This window comes from Streptomyces olivochromogenes (assembly GCF_021538895.1).
GTDB classification, from domain to species: domain Bacteria; phylum Actinomycetota; class Actinomycetes; order Streptomycetales; family Streptomycetaceae; genus Streptomyces; species Streptomyces olivochromogenes_A.
The window spans coordinates 60866-75001 of record NZ_JADDRL010000027.1 but is presented as its reverse complement, the minus strand read 5'-3'; the positions used below and the strand labels follow the sequence as shown (position 1 = coordinate 75001).

16 protein-coding genes are annotated in these 14136 nt (G+C 70.9%); 10 read left to right on the top strand and 6 right to left on the bottom strand.

Features of this window, described 5'->3' with window-relative positions; all coding sequences use genetic code 11:
• The first annotated feature begins 72 nt into the window (after positions 1 to 72).
• From IPZ69_RS16365 to IPZ69_RS16345, 5 genes are all read left to right on the top strand, one after another.
• Positions 73 to 735 (top strand): hydrolase, encoded by a 663-nt coding sequence (locus IPZ69_RS16365; RefSeq protein WP_235454864.1) that lies wholly within the window; start codon positions 73 to 75, stop codon positions 733 to 735.
• A gap of 222 nt (positions 736 to 957) precedes the next feature.
• Positions 958 to 1644 (top strand): YoaK family protein, encoded by a 687-nt coding sequence (locus tag IPZ69_RS16360; RefSeq protein WP_235454863.1) that lies wholly within the window; start codon positions 958 to 960, stop codon positions 1642 to 1644.
• Between the two features lie 157 nt (positions 1645 to 1801).
• Positions 1802 to 3691: an amidohydrolase gene (locus IPZ69_RS16355; protein WP_235454862.1), complete on the top strand. Its 1890-nt coding sequence runs from the start codon at positions 1802 to 1804 to the stop codon at positions 3689 to 3691.
• Between the two features lie 53 nt (positions 3692 to 3744).
• The gene (locus IPZ69_RS16350; protein ID WP_235454861.1) at positions 3745 to 4239 is read left to right on the top strand and encodes a DoxX family protein; all 495 of its coding nucleotides are present in this window, start codon (positions 3745 to 3747) and stop codon (positions 4237 to 4239) included.
• A 42-nt stretch (positions 4240 to 4281) separates the two neighbouring features.
• Positions 4282 to 4812 (top strand): MarR family winged helix-turn-helix transcriptional regulator, encoded by a 531-nt coding sequence (locus tag IPZ69_RS16345; protein WP_235454860.1) that lies wholly within the window; start codon positions 4282 to 4284, stop codon positions 4810 to 4812.
• Between the two features lie 12 nt (positions 4813 to 4824).
• On the opposite strand, the gene IPZ69_RS16340 is transcribed toward IPZ69_RS16345, so the two are convergent.
• Positions 4825 to 5025 (bottom strand): hypothetical protein, encoded by a 201-nt coding sequence (locus tag IPZ69_RS16340; RefSeq protein WP_235454882.1) that lies wholly within the window; start codon positions 5023 to 5025, stop codon positions 4825 to 4827.
• Positions 5026 to 5347: 322 nt separating this feature from the next.
• Between IPZ69_RS16340 and IPZ69_RS16335 the strand changes: the two genes are divergently transcribed.
• The gene (locus tag IPZ69_RS16335) at positions 5348 to 6016 is read left to right on the top strand and encodes a response regulator (protein ID WP_235454859.1); all 669 of its coding nucleotides are present in this window, start codon (positions 5348 to 5350) and stop codon (positions 6014 to 6016) included.
• Positions 6013 to 7125 (top strand): sensor histidine kinase, encoded by a 1113-nt coding sequence (locus IPZ69_RS16330; protein WP_235454858.1) that lies wholly within the window; start codon positions 6013 to 6015, stop codon positions 7123 to 7125. Before IPZ69_RS16335 ends, IPZ69_RS16330 begins: the two co-directional genes overlap by 4 nt.
• 60 nt (positions 7126 to 7185) lie before the next feature.
• Here the strand turns inward: IPZ69_RS16330 and IPZ69_RS16325 are convergent, their stop codons facing one another.
• From IPZ69_RS16325 to IPZ69_RS16315, 3 genes are all read right to left on the bottom strand, one after another.
• Positions 7186 to 8388 carry a permease gene (locus IPZ69_RS16325; RefSeq protein ID WP_235454857.1) on the bottom strand — a complete coding sequence of 401 codons (1203 nt, stop codon included), beginning with the start codon at positions 8386 to 8388 and terminating at the stop codon, positions 7186 to 7188.
• Between the two features lie 116 nt (positions 8389 to 8504).
• Positions 8505 to 9428 (bottom strand): FixH family protein, encoded by a 924-nt coding sequence (locus tag IPZ69_RS16320; RefSeq protein WP_235454856.1) that lies wholly within the window; start codon positions 9426 to 9428, stop codon positions 8505 to 8507.
• Between the two features lie 102 nt (positions 9429 to 9530).
• The gene (locus IPZ69_RS16315; RefSeq protein WP_235454855.1) at positions 9531 to 9977 is read right to left on the bottom strand and encodes a hypothetical protein; all 447 of its coding nucleotides are present in this window, start codon (positions 9975 to 9977) and stop codon (positions 9531 to 9533) included.
• A 351-nt stretch (positions 9978 to 10328) separates the two neighbouring features.
• Here IPZ69_RS16315 and IPZ69_RS16310 point away from each other — a divergent pair, with 351 nt between their 5' ends.
• A complete protein-coding gene (locus IPZ69_RS16310) occupies positions 10329 to 11021 on the top strand; it encodes a histidine phosphatase family protein (protein ID WP_235454854.1) in 693 nt (230 codons plus the stop codon).
• Positions 11022 to 11105: 84 nt separating this feature from the next.
• On the opposite strand, the gene IPZ69_RS16305 is transcribed toward IPZ69_RS16310, so the two are convergent.
• Positions 11106 to 11345 carry a chaplin gene (locus tag IPZ69_RS16305; protein ID WP_374293283.1) on the bottom strand — a complete coding sequence of 80 codons (240 nt, stop codon included), beginning with the start codon at positions 11343 to 11345 and terminating at the stop codon, positions 11106 to 11108.
• Positions 11346 to 11545: 200 nt separating this feature from the next.
• Entirely contained in the window at positions 11546 to 12463 is a 918-nt protein-coding gene (locus tag IPZ69_RS16300; RefSeq protein ID WP_235454852.1) for an EamA family transporter, read from the bottom strand.
• A 167-nt stretch (positions 12464 to 12630) separates the two neighbouring features.
• Here IPZ69_RS16300 and IPZ69_RS16295 point away from each other — a divergent pair, with 167 nt between their 5' ends.
• Entirely contained in the window at positions 12631 to 13566 is a 936-nt protein-coding gene (locus IPZ69_RS16295; RefSeq protein WP_235454851.1) for a LysR family transcriptional regulator, read from the top strand.
• Positions 13567 to 13720: 154 nt separating this feature from the next.
• Positions 13721 to 14128: a YciI family protein gene (locus tag IPZ69_RS16290; protein ID WP_235454850.1), complete on the top strand. Its 408-nt coding sequence runs from the start codon at positions 13721 to 13723 to the stop codon at positions 14126 to 14128.
• Positions 14129 to 14136: the final 8 nt, after the last annotated feature.

Sequence of the window (14136 nt, the reverse complement as noted above, 5' to 3'; positions counted from 1 at the left end):
TTCGGTCGGCCCGCCGCCAGGCACGCCAGGCGTGGGTCCCTGCCTGTACCAGCAGAAACAGAGGAAACCGTCATGTTCAACATCGCCAACGTCAAGGCCGCTCCCAGCCCGGACCTGCTGACTCCCGACAACGCCGTGATGCTGTTCGTCGACCACCAGCCGCAGATGTTCTTCGGCACCGGCAGTGGCGACCGCACCGCGATCATCAATGCCACCGTGGGCCTGGCGAAGGCCGCCAAGGCGTTCAGCGTCCCCGTGGTGCTGACCACCGTGGCCGCCGAGTCGTTCTCCGGCCCGCTCCTGCCGCAGCTGGCCGAGGTCTTCCCGGGCGAGGAGATCATCGACCGCACCACGATGAACGCCTGGGAGGACAGCGCGGTCGTCGAGGCGATCAAGGCCACCGGCCGCCGGAAGATCGTCATCTCGGGTCTGTGGACCGAGGTGTGCCTCGTTCTTCCCGTGCTGTCCGCGCTCGGACAGGGCTACGAGGTGTACGTCGTCGCCGACGCCTCCGGCGGTGTCACTCCGCAGGCCCACGAGCACGCCATCGAGCGGATGGGCAGGGCCGGCGCGGTGCCGGTGACCTGGATCCAGGTGCTGCTTGAGCTGCAGCGCGACTGGGCCCGTGCCGAGACGTACCTGCCCGTCATGGAGATCGTCAAGGAGCACGGCGGCGCCTACGGTCTCGGTGTCGTCTACGCCCAGTCCGTCATCGGCGCCCACGCTGCGGGCTGATCGCCGGGCGCCGGCCCGAGGGCACCACTCCCGGGGCCGGCGCCGGCCCGCTGTCGTGGGCGGCGAGGCAGCGCCTGGTCGGCCCGGTGGCCGACCAGGCGACTCAGGGCAAGGCCCACGTCCGCAGGCGCGCAATTTGAGCCGGATACGGGCCGTGATCCACGGACCGGACACGTGCCGTGATTCAGGACCGGATACGTGCCGTGACCCAAGGAAACGACAGTGAACCACCCTCATTCCTCCGCGCCCGGCGCGCCGGGCGGTCGTGAGCCGCTGCTGCCGGCCCTGATGACCGTGACGGCCGTGAGCGGCCTCATCGACGCGATCAGCTATCTGGGGCTGGGGCATGTCTTCACCGCGAACATGACCGGCAACGTCGTCATCATCGGCTTCGCCGCCGCCGGCGTCCCCGGCTTCTCGGTGCTCGGCTCGCTGGTCTCGCTGGCCGCCTTCCTGCTCGGAGCGGGGATCGCCGGCCGACTGGGGGCCGTACTGAGCCGTCGTACGTCGTCGTACCGGCTGCGCCGGATCCTCCTGCTGGAAGTGGTGCTGCTGACCGCGGCCACCGCCGTCGCCTTCGCCGCGAGCCAGGCGGTCCATGTGCTCATCGCCCTGATCGCCCTGGCCATGGGCCTGCGCAACGGGACGGTCCGCAAGCTCGCCGTGCCGGATGTGACCACGACGGTGCTGACACTCACGTTGACCGGACTGGCATCCGACTCGACTCTCGCGGGCGGTACCAATCCGCGTGCCGGGCGCCGACTGGCCTCGGTACTGGCCATGCTGGCCGGCGCGTTCGCCGGAGCCCTGTTCGTACAGCACACCGGGCTCGGCTGGCCTCTGCTGGCCAGCACCTGCGGTACCGCTGCCGCCGCCCTGGCCGTGCCGCGCGGCTCATCCGCCGGCTGACGCAAGCCCCGGTCGCATCCCCATCCCCATCCCTCTTCCCGTCCTCCATCGCTCATCCCCCCACTGCGGCCCCAGCAGCCGCTCCCCCCCACACTCACGGCTTCTGAGTACTCCCTGCCCATGGGAGTTCTGAGCACCCCCATTGGAGATGATCGCCATGGCCACCATGCCCGTGGCCGGCCTTCCCGCTGTCAGCGACGACCACGTCGCCGACCTCGTGGTCCGCAACGCCAAGATCTACACCGGCGACCCGGTGCACCCGCAGGCCACCGCCGTCGCCATCAAGGACGGCAAGGTCACCGTGGTCGGCGACGACAAGGACGTCGCCCCGCTGGTCAGCGCGCGGACCCGGGTGGTCGACGCGCTCGGCCGCCGGGTCATCCCCGGCCTGAACGACTCTCATCTGCACGTGATCCGCGGCGGCTTGAACTACGTCCTGGAACTGCGCTGGGACGGCGTACCCACGCTGCGCCAGGCGCTGGCGATGCTGCGCGAGCAGGCCGCCCGTACTCCCAAGGGGCAGTGGGTCAAGGTGGTCGGCGGTTGGTCGGCGGACCAGTTCGCCGAGAAGCGCCTGCCGACCCTGGCCGAACTGAACGCGGCCGCGCCGGACACGCCGGTGTTCGTGCTGCACCTGTACCAGTCCGCCCTGATGAACCGCGCGGCGCTGAAGGCGGCCGGCTACACCAAGGCCACCCCCGACCCCAGGGGCGGGCAGATCGTGCGCGGCCGCGACGGCGAGCCGACCGGCATGCTCCTGGCCGCCCCCAGCGCGCTGATCCTGTACTCCACCCTCGCCGCGGCCCCCACCCTGCAGGGCGAGGACCTGAAGACCTCCACCCGGCACTTCCTTCGCGAGCTGAACAGGTTCGGCCTCACCTCGGCCATCGACGCGGCCGGGGGCTTCCAGAACTTCCCCGACAACTACGGCACCGTCGTCGACCTCGCCCAGGCAGGCCAGCTGTCTCTGCGCATCGCCTACCACCTTTTCCCGCAGACGGCGGGACAGGAGATCGACGACCTCAAGCGCTGGATCGGCATGGTCCGGCCCGGGGACGGCGACGAATGGCTCCGGCTCAACGGCGCCGGGGAGAACCTGACCTGGTCGGCAGCCGACTTCGAGAACTTCACCGAGCCCCGGCCCGAACTGGCCGCCGGCTACGAGGGGGACTTCGAGGCGGCCGTACGGCTGCTGATGGAGAACGGCTGGGGCTTCCGCCTGCACGCCACCTACGACGAGACGATCCGCCGCGACCTCGCGGTCTTCGAGAAGCTCGCCGCCGAGGGCCTCTTCCCGGCCGGCCACCGTTGGCTGTTCGACCATGCGGAGACCGCCTCGGGCGAGAGCCTGGACCGCGTCGCCGCGCTCGGCGGCGCCATGTCGGTCCAGAACCGGATGTCCTTCCAGGGCGAGGCATTCGTACGCCGCTACGGCGCCGGGGCCGCGGCAGAGGCACCGCCGGTGCGCGCCATGCTGGAGCGCGGTTTGACCGTCGGCGCCGGTACGGACGCCACCCGGGTGTCTTCCTACAACCCGTGGGTCGCGCTGCATTGGTTGGTCTCCGGCCGGACCATCGGTGACCTGACGATCTACCCGCCGGAGAACCGCGTCGGCCGCGAGACCGCACTGACCATGTACACCCGGGCCGGCGCCCAACTCACCGGAGAGCAGGACGTCAAGGGCGTCCTCAAGCCCGGCTTCTACGGCGACCTCGCCGTCCTGTCCGACGACTTCTTCACCGTCCCCGAACAGGACATCCCGCACATCGAGTCCCTCCTCACCGTCACCGGCGGCCGCATCGTCTACGCCGCCGCCGAGTACGAGGGCCTGGACGAGGCGATACCCGCGATCAGCCCGGCATGGAGCCCGGTCGCCCACTACGGGGGCTACCAGGCCACCGTCAAGCCCAGCATCTCGGGCGCGCGACAGGCCGAACTGCTCGGCCAGGCAGTCGCCGAGTCCGAACAGCACCGGCACTGGCGCGCCCGGCGCGGCTTCGCCCCCGAGGCACCGACCGAGATCTTCGACACCTGCTTCGTGCTGTAACGCACGGCAGTTCACCGCTACAGCACCACCCACCCGCGCACGAGGAGAATGTGATGAACACCGGACTGCTCATCCTGCGGCTGGTCGTCGGCCTGCTGTTCGTCGGGCATGGGATCCAGAAGGTCAGCCACCGTCTCGGAGGACATGGGATCGCGGGCGGGGCGGCGGAGTTCGAAGCGGACGGGTTCCGCGGCGGCCGGCTCACCGCGGCCGCCGCCGGAGGCGGCCAGATCGCCGCGGGGCTGCTGCTCTGCGCCGGAGCGCTCACCCCCTTGGCGGCCGCCATCGCCGGCGGAGTCATGACGGTCGCGGTTACGGTGAAGTGGCGCAACGGCCTCTGGGTGCAGGACAACGGCTACGAGTACCCCCTCGTCCTGATGGTCCTGCCGGGCGTTCTGACGCTCACCGGACCCGGCCGCTGGTCGGTCGATCAGGCCATCGGCCTGCTTCCCTGGGCCCCGGGATGGACGGCCGCAGCCGCCGCCCTCGGCGTCGGCAGCGGGCTGATGACCCGCCTCCTCCTCGGACGGCCGGGCCCTCGGCACTGAGGCGACCAGGAACATTCGCGCCGCCCGGGCGTTAAGACTGCCATGGAGCGCGAAACGAGGGGCCGCAAGGGCGCGGAGCCAACGCCCACCGCCGGCGGCGGTGACGGCAGGGGTGCCGACCAGAGCGTCGATCGTGAACTGCTCGACGGGTGGATGCTCGTCATGGAGGGCTTCCGCGCCACACAGGAGGCCCTCGTGAGCGAACTGGCCGAGCGCCACAACCTCGGCCAGGGTGCCGCCGGCACCCTGGTGCGCCTGCTCACCGCCCCCGACCACCGGATGCCGATGACACGCCTGGCACAAGAGGCACGTATGTCGAGCGGTGGGTTCACCAAGGTCGCGGATCGGCTCTGCACCGCAGGTCTGACCCGGCGTACGGCCTGCGAGGACGACCGGCGCCTCACCTACCTCGAACTGACCGACCAGGGCAAGGACACGGCCCGCGCCATCTCCGGGACGGTGACGCAGGTACTGCGCGCCCGAGTCCTCACCCCCCTCGGACGCGGCGGGTTCGGCAGACTCACCACCGCCATGCGCAAGCTGCGGGACGCCGGTGAGGAACTCGACAAGTGACGCCGCGTCGGTCTACGCGGAAGCCACGACCTCTCCTGCCATGACCTCCGGAGGATTGGGCAGCAAGGACGCCAGTTGCTCCCGTACGAAGTCCGTGGCCCTCGCGACCGACGCCTCGGCGCCGGCCCGGTCCTCGAAGACGCTGGTCGAGACCATGACGCCGTCCCCGGCATCGACCCAGTAGTACGCCACGAAGCCGGGGATCTGGCGCATGAGGGGCACGAACCCCTCCTTGACCAAACGCCCTGCCTCGACCGTATCGGTCACCCCGGCATACCGCCGTACAGCTACATACACGCGCGATCACCTCGTACGCTCCGGATCCTTCTCTGCCAGGACGCCCTACCCCCTACGACGGCCGCCTGGCTCACGGGACGGTCCAACGTCACCGCAACGGCCGCCCACGACAGCCCGAAGGGCGGCTCGCGGCCCGGACACGCACGCCGCCAACCGGCGGGATCTCCGTGTCCGTCGGCCGGCGAAGGCTCCCGAGGGGGTAGGCATCACGCGGGGGTATGCGACGAGCGGAGCGCACGTGATCCGGGTACTGGTGGTCGATGACGAAGCCTTGATCCGTACGGGTTTCACGCACATCCTCAATGCGGCGGACGACATCGAGGTCGTCGCGGCGGTACCGGGCGGCCAGGCCGTCCGCACGGTGCGGGAGCTGCAGCCGGACGTCGTCCTGCTCGACATCCGGATGCCGGACGTGGACGGGCTCACCATCCTGGCCGAGCTCCGGCGCATGGCGCAGGCTCCGGTGGTCGCCGTGCTCACCACGTTCGACACCGATGAATACGTGGCGACGGCCCTGCGCTCGGGCGCCGCCGGGTTCCTGCTCAAGGACACCGACCCCGAACAGCTTCCCCACCTGGTGCGCATGCTCGCCGAGGGCGGGACCGTCCTGTCGTCCAAGGTCACCCGCAGGGTGGTGGACGGCTTCCTCGACAACGGTGGGCGTGAGCCCGGTGCCGTCCGTCTCGCCGCCCGGCTGACCGAGCGTGAGCGTGCCGTGCTCGTCCTCATGGCCGAAGGGCTCGCCAACAACGACATCGGCGAACGGCTGCACCTCAGCACCGGCACCGTGAAAGGCCATGTCACCAACGTGCTCGGCAAACTGCAGGTCAGCAGCCGAGTCCAGGCGGTTCTGGTCGCCGAACGCGCGGGCCTGCTCACCGCACAGCAGGACGAGGGGGCCCGGTGAGGCTCCGACAGCATCCGGATCTGCTGGTCGACGTCGGCCTCGTCGCGGCCGCGCTGGCGGACGCCTGGGCGCACGTTTCGATCGAGGACCAACCGGCCGCCACCTGCGCGCTGGTCGGCGCCCTTGCCCTCATGCTGCGTCGGCGACTGCCCCTGACGACCTTTCTCCTCACGCTCCCCACCGCCCTGGTCACCGACGCGGTGGTCGCCCCCATGGCCGCGCTCTACACGCTCTCCTTCCTCAGCCGCCACCGCTTCCTGCTGGCAGGCTGCGCCCTGATCTACGCGGTCAGCGACTTCATGCCCTGGCCGTGGTCGTCCATGGACGCGGCCGAGTTGGGCCAGACGAACAACCTGTTCCACCTCAGCTACACCCTGGCCGTCGCGGCTGCTCCCGTCTTCCTCGGGCAACTCGTCCAGGCCCGGCGCGAACTCTCCCTGCGGCTCGCCGACATCTCCGAGGCCCGCGAGCACGAGCGGCTGCTCACCGCCCAGAGCGTTCTGGCGAAGGAGCGCGCCCAGCTCGCCCGGGAGATGCACGACGTGGTCTCCCACCAGGTCAGTCTCATCGCCGTACAGGCCGGAGTGCTGCAGGTGGGCAGCCAGGACGCCGAAACGCGGCAGGCCGCGGCGACGATCCGCCGCCTCAGCGTGCAGACCCTGGACGAACTGCGGCACATGGTCAATGTGCTGCGGGCCTCCGGCAGCAGCCCCACGGAGCTCACCCCCCAGCCGTCCCTCGCCGACCTGCGGCGCCTGGTCGACGCCAGCGGCATCGAGGCGAAGCTGGAGACCGACCTCCCCGACGAGCTTCCGCCCACGGTCCAGCGTGCCGTCTACCGCACCGTCCAGGAGGCGCTCACCAACGTCCGTAAACACGCTCCCGGCGCCACCGCGACGGTCCGCATCAACCACCGCGGTGACGCCGTCTACACCACCATCACCAACACCGCCCCGACCCGACAGGCATTCGCCCTGCCGAGCGCCCACCACGGCCTGGTCGGTCTGGCCCAACGGGCCGAGCTCCTCGGCGGCACCGTCACCTCCGGCCCCACGGCCCAAGGGGGCTACGAGCTGTGCCTGGAACTGCCCGTCGGACGGAATCGGTGAACTGAACCGGTGAACGGAGTCGGTCGGCGCCTCCGCCGGCACGACCCCACGTACCGGGCCTCAGCCGTCCGTGCCCTGGGCGTCCCCCGCGTGTTGCCCGCGCGGCGCTCGGTCGCCGTCGCTCCGGCCCGTGTCGGGTGAGCCGCCCATCATGCGCAGCATGGCCGGCCCTCCGGTCCGCAGGAACCGCACCAGGAGCACGGCGGCGAGGGTGAGGAAGGCGATGTTGAGCCAGGTGGTGTAGTTCCATCGAACGCCTTCCATGGGGAGCTCGGCGGCGGCCTGGTCGGGGATCAGACCGAGAGCGCCGAAGACGAACTCCACGGTGTAACCCGCGATGACCATCGCGACGTAGAAGGTGCCGAGGAGGAAGGCGGCCATCCTCGCGCCGTAGTACTTCCGGTAGATGTTCAGGATCGGCAGGATCAGCAGGTCGGCGAAGATGAAGGCGACCACGCCGCCGAAGCTGATGCCCCCCTTCCACAGCACCACCGCCAGCGGCACGTTCCCGATGGAGCACACGAACGAGGCGATCGCCACCAGCGGGCCGATGAGGGGCCCCCACAGCTTCGCGGCGAGCGGGTGCCCCTCGAAGAAGAAGGCACCCCAGAACGAGTCCGGGACCCAGGCGGCGATGGCGCCGGCGATGAGCAGGCCGGCGACCAGGTCGCGCAGGATCGCCGCCCATTCCATGACGAACACGTGGCTGACGGAGGTGAAGCCCTCCCGGGAGAACAGCCGCCGGGCGAAGGAGCCTTCGCGTCGCACGGACATGTCCATCGCGGCATGGCCCTCCATCGAGCCGGCACGGCCCTGTTGCGCCTGTTCGCGCGCCTGGCGCAGGAGCTTCTCGCGCAGGAACAGCCGGAACAGGACGGCCAGCATGATGATCATGACGGGGCCGCCGACGAACTCGGCGGCGGTGAACTGCCAGCCCATCAACAGCGCCAGGATGACGCCGAGCTCGACGACGAGGTTGGTGGAGGCGATCTCGAAGGCCATCGCGGCGGTGAAGTTCGCACCCTTGCGGAACAGCGAGCGGGCCAGCGCCACCGCGGCGTAGGAGCAGGAGGAGGACGCCACGCCCAGGCCCGCCGAGACGGCGAGGGTGCGGGGCCGGTCGTCACCGAGCAGGGACACGACGGTGGACTTGCGGACCACGGCCTGGACGACGGCGGACAGGATGAAACCCAGGATCAGGGCCCAGGTGATCTCCCAGGTCATGGACGCGGTGATCGACAGTGCGTGCAGTACGGCGTGCATCTGTGAAGCCTTACCCGCGCGGTGCGGCGTACGGCCGGGGACACGCCCGTGTCGGGGAGCCGTCCGGTCGGCCGGGGTGCGGGGCGCCGCCGCTGGGGGCGGCGCCCCGCCCGGGATCAGCCGACGCGCAGGGTCAGGGCGGCGGTGTGGAGCTTGCCGCCGGTCCGGAACTGCAGGAACAGCCGCCAGTTGCCGGAGCTGGGCAGTTCGGCCTGGAAGTTCAGGTTCGGGCCACCGTGATCGACGGTCACCTCGGTGGTGGGGTGGAGATGGGCGAACGCGGCGTCGCCTTCATGGAAAGCCGTCAGGTGCGCGTAGGTGTCCAGGTAGGGCTCCAGGTCGGTGACGGGCTTGCCGTCCTTGGCGACCGAGGCGGTCAGCGGGTGCGCCATCCCCGCCATGAGCTCGCCCTTGAGGGTGACGGTGTACCCGTCGACCCGTGTGCTGTCGGCGGGGGCCGGCAGCGAGGTCTTCCGGGCGTCGCCGGGCACGGTGAGGGTGCGTGACAGCACGAAGTCCTTGCCCTTGCCGGCCCCGGTGGCGGGCGTGAAGGAGGTGAACATCCGCCAGGAGCCCGGGCGGAGCGAGGCCAGGTCGGCACTCCAGGTGCCGTCCGCGGTCCGGGTGGGGTGGATGTGCTGGAAGCCGGTCAGATCGGAGCGGATGGCGTAGAAGTGCATCCGCTTGGTCTGGTCGACGGCGAAGTCGGTGACCGGCCTGCCGTCCGGCCCCGTGACCGTGAAGCGGTAGGCGGCCTGCTCGCCCGACGGCAGGGTGACGTCCTTGGAGGTCAGCCGGTAGCCGTCCTGTGTGTCCGACAGCCCGTTGCCGTCGGCCATGTGGGCCATGCCGGGCATGGAGTCCATCGCGTGCGATGCGGAGGCCTTGGCGCCGTGGCCCATTCCCGGCATGCCCGAGGAGTCGCCGGAGGAGGCGCAGGCGGCCAGCGTCAGGGCGAGGACGGTGGTGACGCCGGCTGTCGCGAGGGTGCGGCCGCGCGCGGTGAAGCGGGTGGGGGAGGTGCGGGAAGTGGAGGTCATCGACCTGGTGTCTTTCCGGGTGGGCGCACCACACCAGTGGTGCGCGGAGACGAACAGGGCACGATGCCGGTTCCGGTCTGGGCCTGGATCCGGCGCGTCCTGTCACGTCCGCGCGACGCACACCTGAAGCAGGAGATCTCGTCCGCAGGCCGGTGGCCCGCGCCGGCCCGTCGCGTCGGCCGCCGCTGCCCGCAGTCGGCTCAGCGCCCACAGGGCGGCCGCTCCCGCCCCCGCTACGGTGAGCAGGCCGGGGGCGGGCAGGGGGCTCCGCTCGTGGGCCGGGGTCGAGACACACAGCGTCCCGGCCGTCCCGGAGGTGTCGGCGGCCGGGACGGTGGGGCCGAAGGCGTGCGCGGCCGACGCGCCGGTGGTGACCCCGGTGGGATCGTGGCCGCCGGTCATCGGCGCGGCCGCCATCAGGGGTGCGGCGCCGTGGCAGCCCTCCGCGGCCGTGGCGGGAGCGCCATGCATGAGGAACAGGCCGAACAGCACCGCGCACACCGCCGACAGCCGGGCGATGCCGCGCCTGCCTGTCCTGGTGCTCTCCACGGTGCTGCCCCTTCTCACTCAGTGCCCGCCCACTGGGCGACCATACCCCGGGAGGGTATCCGATGCGCGTTCTCGGTGCACGGTCGGCCCCATGGGTCGGCCTGGCCGGGTGGCCGTACCGCGTCGGCCGGTCGGCGGGGTGGCTCCGGACACCTGACGGATATGGCGGCGGGAGGCTTTCGCTGACTCTGGACGTCATGAGCCACGCGGTGGAGGTGGTGGTGGTCGTTTCAACCAATGCCGGGGGCGCTTGACCGGCCCCACGCTCGGCTTCGGCAGAGGGTTGAACAGCGTCCGCCCCGTGGTCTCGGACCATCCGGAGTCAGCGGTGCCAAGGAGGAGGTCGGTCGTATGACGATCCGCCTGACGTTTCTGTGTGCGCCCGGCGGCGACGCCACCCTGGATCCGCTCCTCGGCGACGCTCCCCTGAGTGAACACAGCCTGTGTATGGCACGCGCCGCGGGAGCGGCCCTCCCTCCCCAGGTGCTCGCCGTCCGGGCCCCCTCGATCCGCTGCTCGCAGACCGCGGACGCCATCGGCCTGATGGCACTGCCCGAGCCTGCGCTGCGCGATCTCGACCTCGGCACATGGTGCGGCCGCACCGTCGACGACATCGTCGCGACCGAGCCCGACGGGTTCACCGCCTGGCTCACGGATCCGGATGCCGCACCGCACGACGGCGAGTCCGTACGACAGCTCTGCCGCCGGACAGCGGACTGGCTGAGCGGTCTGGCGCCCGACACGGGCCACGCGGTGGCGATCACCGAGGCGGCTGTCGTCCGGGCCGCGCTCATCCACGCTCTGGCCGTACCGGCGAGAGCCTTCTGGCATATCGCCGTGCCGCCCCTGTCGGCGCTCTCCTTCACCGGGGAAGGCGGCTGCTGGGACGTCCGGCCCGGCACCGTCACTCCCCAGGAGGGCCAGCGCTGGTTCCTCTCGCGCTCGGCGACGCTCGTCCGCCCGCGCCGGCCCAGCTGGACGGAGGGAACCACACCCGCTCCACGGTGTGTGGGCCGTCGGAACGCGGGATGGGAATCGGGCTGAATGTCCAACGCCGCGACCGGCCGGGGCGTGCCCCGGCCGGTCGCGGTGGATACCTGGGTGCAGGAATCCGCAGGAAAGCCCGTGTCAGTTGTTGACGCAGGCGTTGCCGAGCGTGGGGTTCAGCAGGGCGATGATGTTGACGCTGTTGCCGCACAGGTTGATCGGGACGTCCACCGGGATCTGGATGACATTTCCAGAAAGGACGCCAGGGCTGCCGATCGCCGTGCCGACGGTCGGATCGGGGTCGGCCTGGGCGGCTGTGGCGCCGAAGAGTGTCACAGTGCCCGCCAGAGCGGCTGCCGCAGCGATGGAACGCATCCGCATGATTCTGCCTCCGGTGATTCGTGTTGCTGGGACTTGTTCAGCACATCGGCCAGAACGGCCCGGAACCGCGCGTTGTTGACCCGATTGCGCCGAATTCCGCTCGTGTCGGTGATGTGTGAGACGTCCAGGTATAAGTGCCGCTCCTTGCGGCCGTCCGCCCTGATGGCCTTCGAAGCAGGGCGTCCACCACGGCCGTGCCCTCACGATCGACCGACGACCGCGTTCCCCGCCGGCGCGTTCACCGGGTGGATCGTGGCTGCCGGGCGCCGGGGTGCGAGCGAGGTCAGGGCCACGCCGCCGACCAGCAGGACCGCCGCGCACCAGCGCAGCCCGCTGACCGGCTCGCCCAGGAAGAAGGCTGCCGACGACATCCCGAAGACCGGGACCAGGAGGGAGAAGGGGGCCACCGTGGACGCCGGGTGGCGTCGCAGCAGCCAACCCCAGGCGCCGAAGCCGAAGACGGTCGTGATCCAGGCGACGTAGAGGACCGTGCCCGAGCCCTGCCAGTCGAGGGTGCGCAGCGCCGCAAGGTCGCGCGAGGGGCCCTCCGTCAGCAGCGACAGGGCCAGCAGCGGGAGTACCGGGATCGTGCTCACCCAGACCATGAAGTTCAGCGCGTCCGGCGGGGCCGCCTTGCGGGTCAGGACGTTGGACGCGCCCCAGCACGCCGCGGCCGCGACGCACAGCGCGAACGCGCCGAGCGGACCGGACGCGCCCTCGTCCACCGCGGCGACCGCGATCCCGGCCAGGGCCACCCCCATGCCCAACACGCCCATCCGCGAGGGACGTTCCCCCAGGGCGGCGAAAGCGAACAGGGCCGTGAACACCGCCTGTATCTGCAGGACCAGGGAGGACAGACCGGCCGGCATCCCGTTGTCCATCGCCACGAACAGCAGCCCGAACTTGGCCACGCCCAGGACCAGCCCGACCCCCACGATCCACTTCCAGGCGACCTTGGGGCGGCCGACCAGGAACACGGCGGGAACCGCGGCCGCGAGGAAGCGCAGGGCGGAGAACAGCAGGGGCGGGAAATGGTCGAGGCCGATCTCGATGACGGTGAAGTTGACGCCCCAGACGGCGGCGACGAGGGCGGCGAGGGCCAGGTGTGCGGGGCGCATGCGTCGAGGATCACCCGCGGGGACCATGAAGCACCAGCGATGATTGCTACATGGTTGGATGAAGCAACGCTAATCAGTTGCCCTTCCCCTGACATCAGGTGCCCTGCCCCTGATGTCAGGTGCCCTGCCCCTGACATCAGGCGCCCTGCCTTCGACGGGAGGCTCCCATGCTCGACCTCCAACGCCTGCGCGCCCTGCACGCCGTCTCCGTGCACGGCAGCGTCGGTGCCGCCGCCGCGGCACTCGGCTACACGCCGTCCGCGGTGTCCCAGCAGATCGCCAAGCTGGAGCGGGAGACCCGAACCGTGCTGCTCGAACGCGACGGGCGCGGCGTCCGGCTGACCGCCGAGGCGCATCCACTCGTCGCCGCGGCACAGGAACTGCTGGCCATCGTGGAGCGGGCGGAGACCGAACTGGAGCAGCGGCGCGGGATACCGGCCGGCCGGCTCACCGTCGCCGCCTTCGCCTCGGCGGCGCGCGGGCTGCTGCCAGGGGTCCTCGCCGACCTGGCCGTACGGCATCCGGCATTGGACGCGCGGCTCAGCGAGGTCGACCCGCATCTGTCCATCGGCATGGTCGCCAAGGGCGCGATCGACCTGAGCGTGGTGCACGACTGGGACATCGCCCCCTTGGCACTGCCACCCGGGGTGGAACAGGCGGTGATCGGGGACGACCAGTGCACGCTGCTGGTGCCGCGCGGGCATCCGTTCGCGCGGCTGGACGCGGTGCGGCGCGAGGACCTCGGCGGTGAGCGGTGGGTGTGCCAGCCGCCGGGCCGGGTGTGCCACGAATGGCTCGTGCGGACCCTGCGGATCGCCGGGCACGAACCGGAGATCGTCCACCAGGCGGACGAGAACCCGACCCTGGTGGCGCTCGTGGCCGCCGGTCTCGGCATCTGTCTCATCCCACGCCTGGGGCGCGGCCCGCTGCCCGCCGGGGTGGTGGAAGTGGCGCTCGATCCGGCCCCGGTACGGCGGCTGTACGCCCTGTGGCGCACGGGTGCCGCCCGGCGCCCCGCGATCGCGGAGACCGTCCGCACCCTGCGGGAGCACTGGCCCGAGGCGGAACGGCCGAGTCATCAGGAACGCGACGCCGTCATGTGATCCATCGCGTGAGGCCGTGCCGAACCATGCTTCGGGGACGATCCTCGAAAACCCGAAAAAAATCTTGGCCGGCGATGTCGAGATCCCGTGGACGGCTCCGTCCCCGCTGTGAACGCGACGACAATGGGTCGCACCAGCACCGAGGAGAACCACGATGGCCAAGTACCTGCTTCTCAAGCACTACCGAGGCGCCCCGGCTCCGGTCAACGACGTGTGCATGGACCAGTGGACGCCGGAGGAGATCTCGGCGCACATGCAGTACATGCACGACTTCGCGGCCCGGCTGGAGAAGACCGGCGAGTTCGTCGACGGCCAGGCGCTCGCCCCCGAGGGTGCGTGGGTCCGGTACGACGGCGAGGGCCGCCCGCCGGTCACCGACGGCCCCTTCGCCGAGACCAAGGACCTCATCGCCGGCTGGATGGTGATCGACGTCGACACCTACGAGCGCGCCGTCGAGCTCGCCGGGGAACTGTCGGCCGCCCCCGGGGCGGGCGGGAAGCCGATCCACGAGTGGCTTGAGGTGCGCCCGTTCCTGGCCGCGCCGCCCACCATCACGGAGTGACCTCTCAG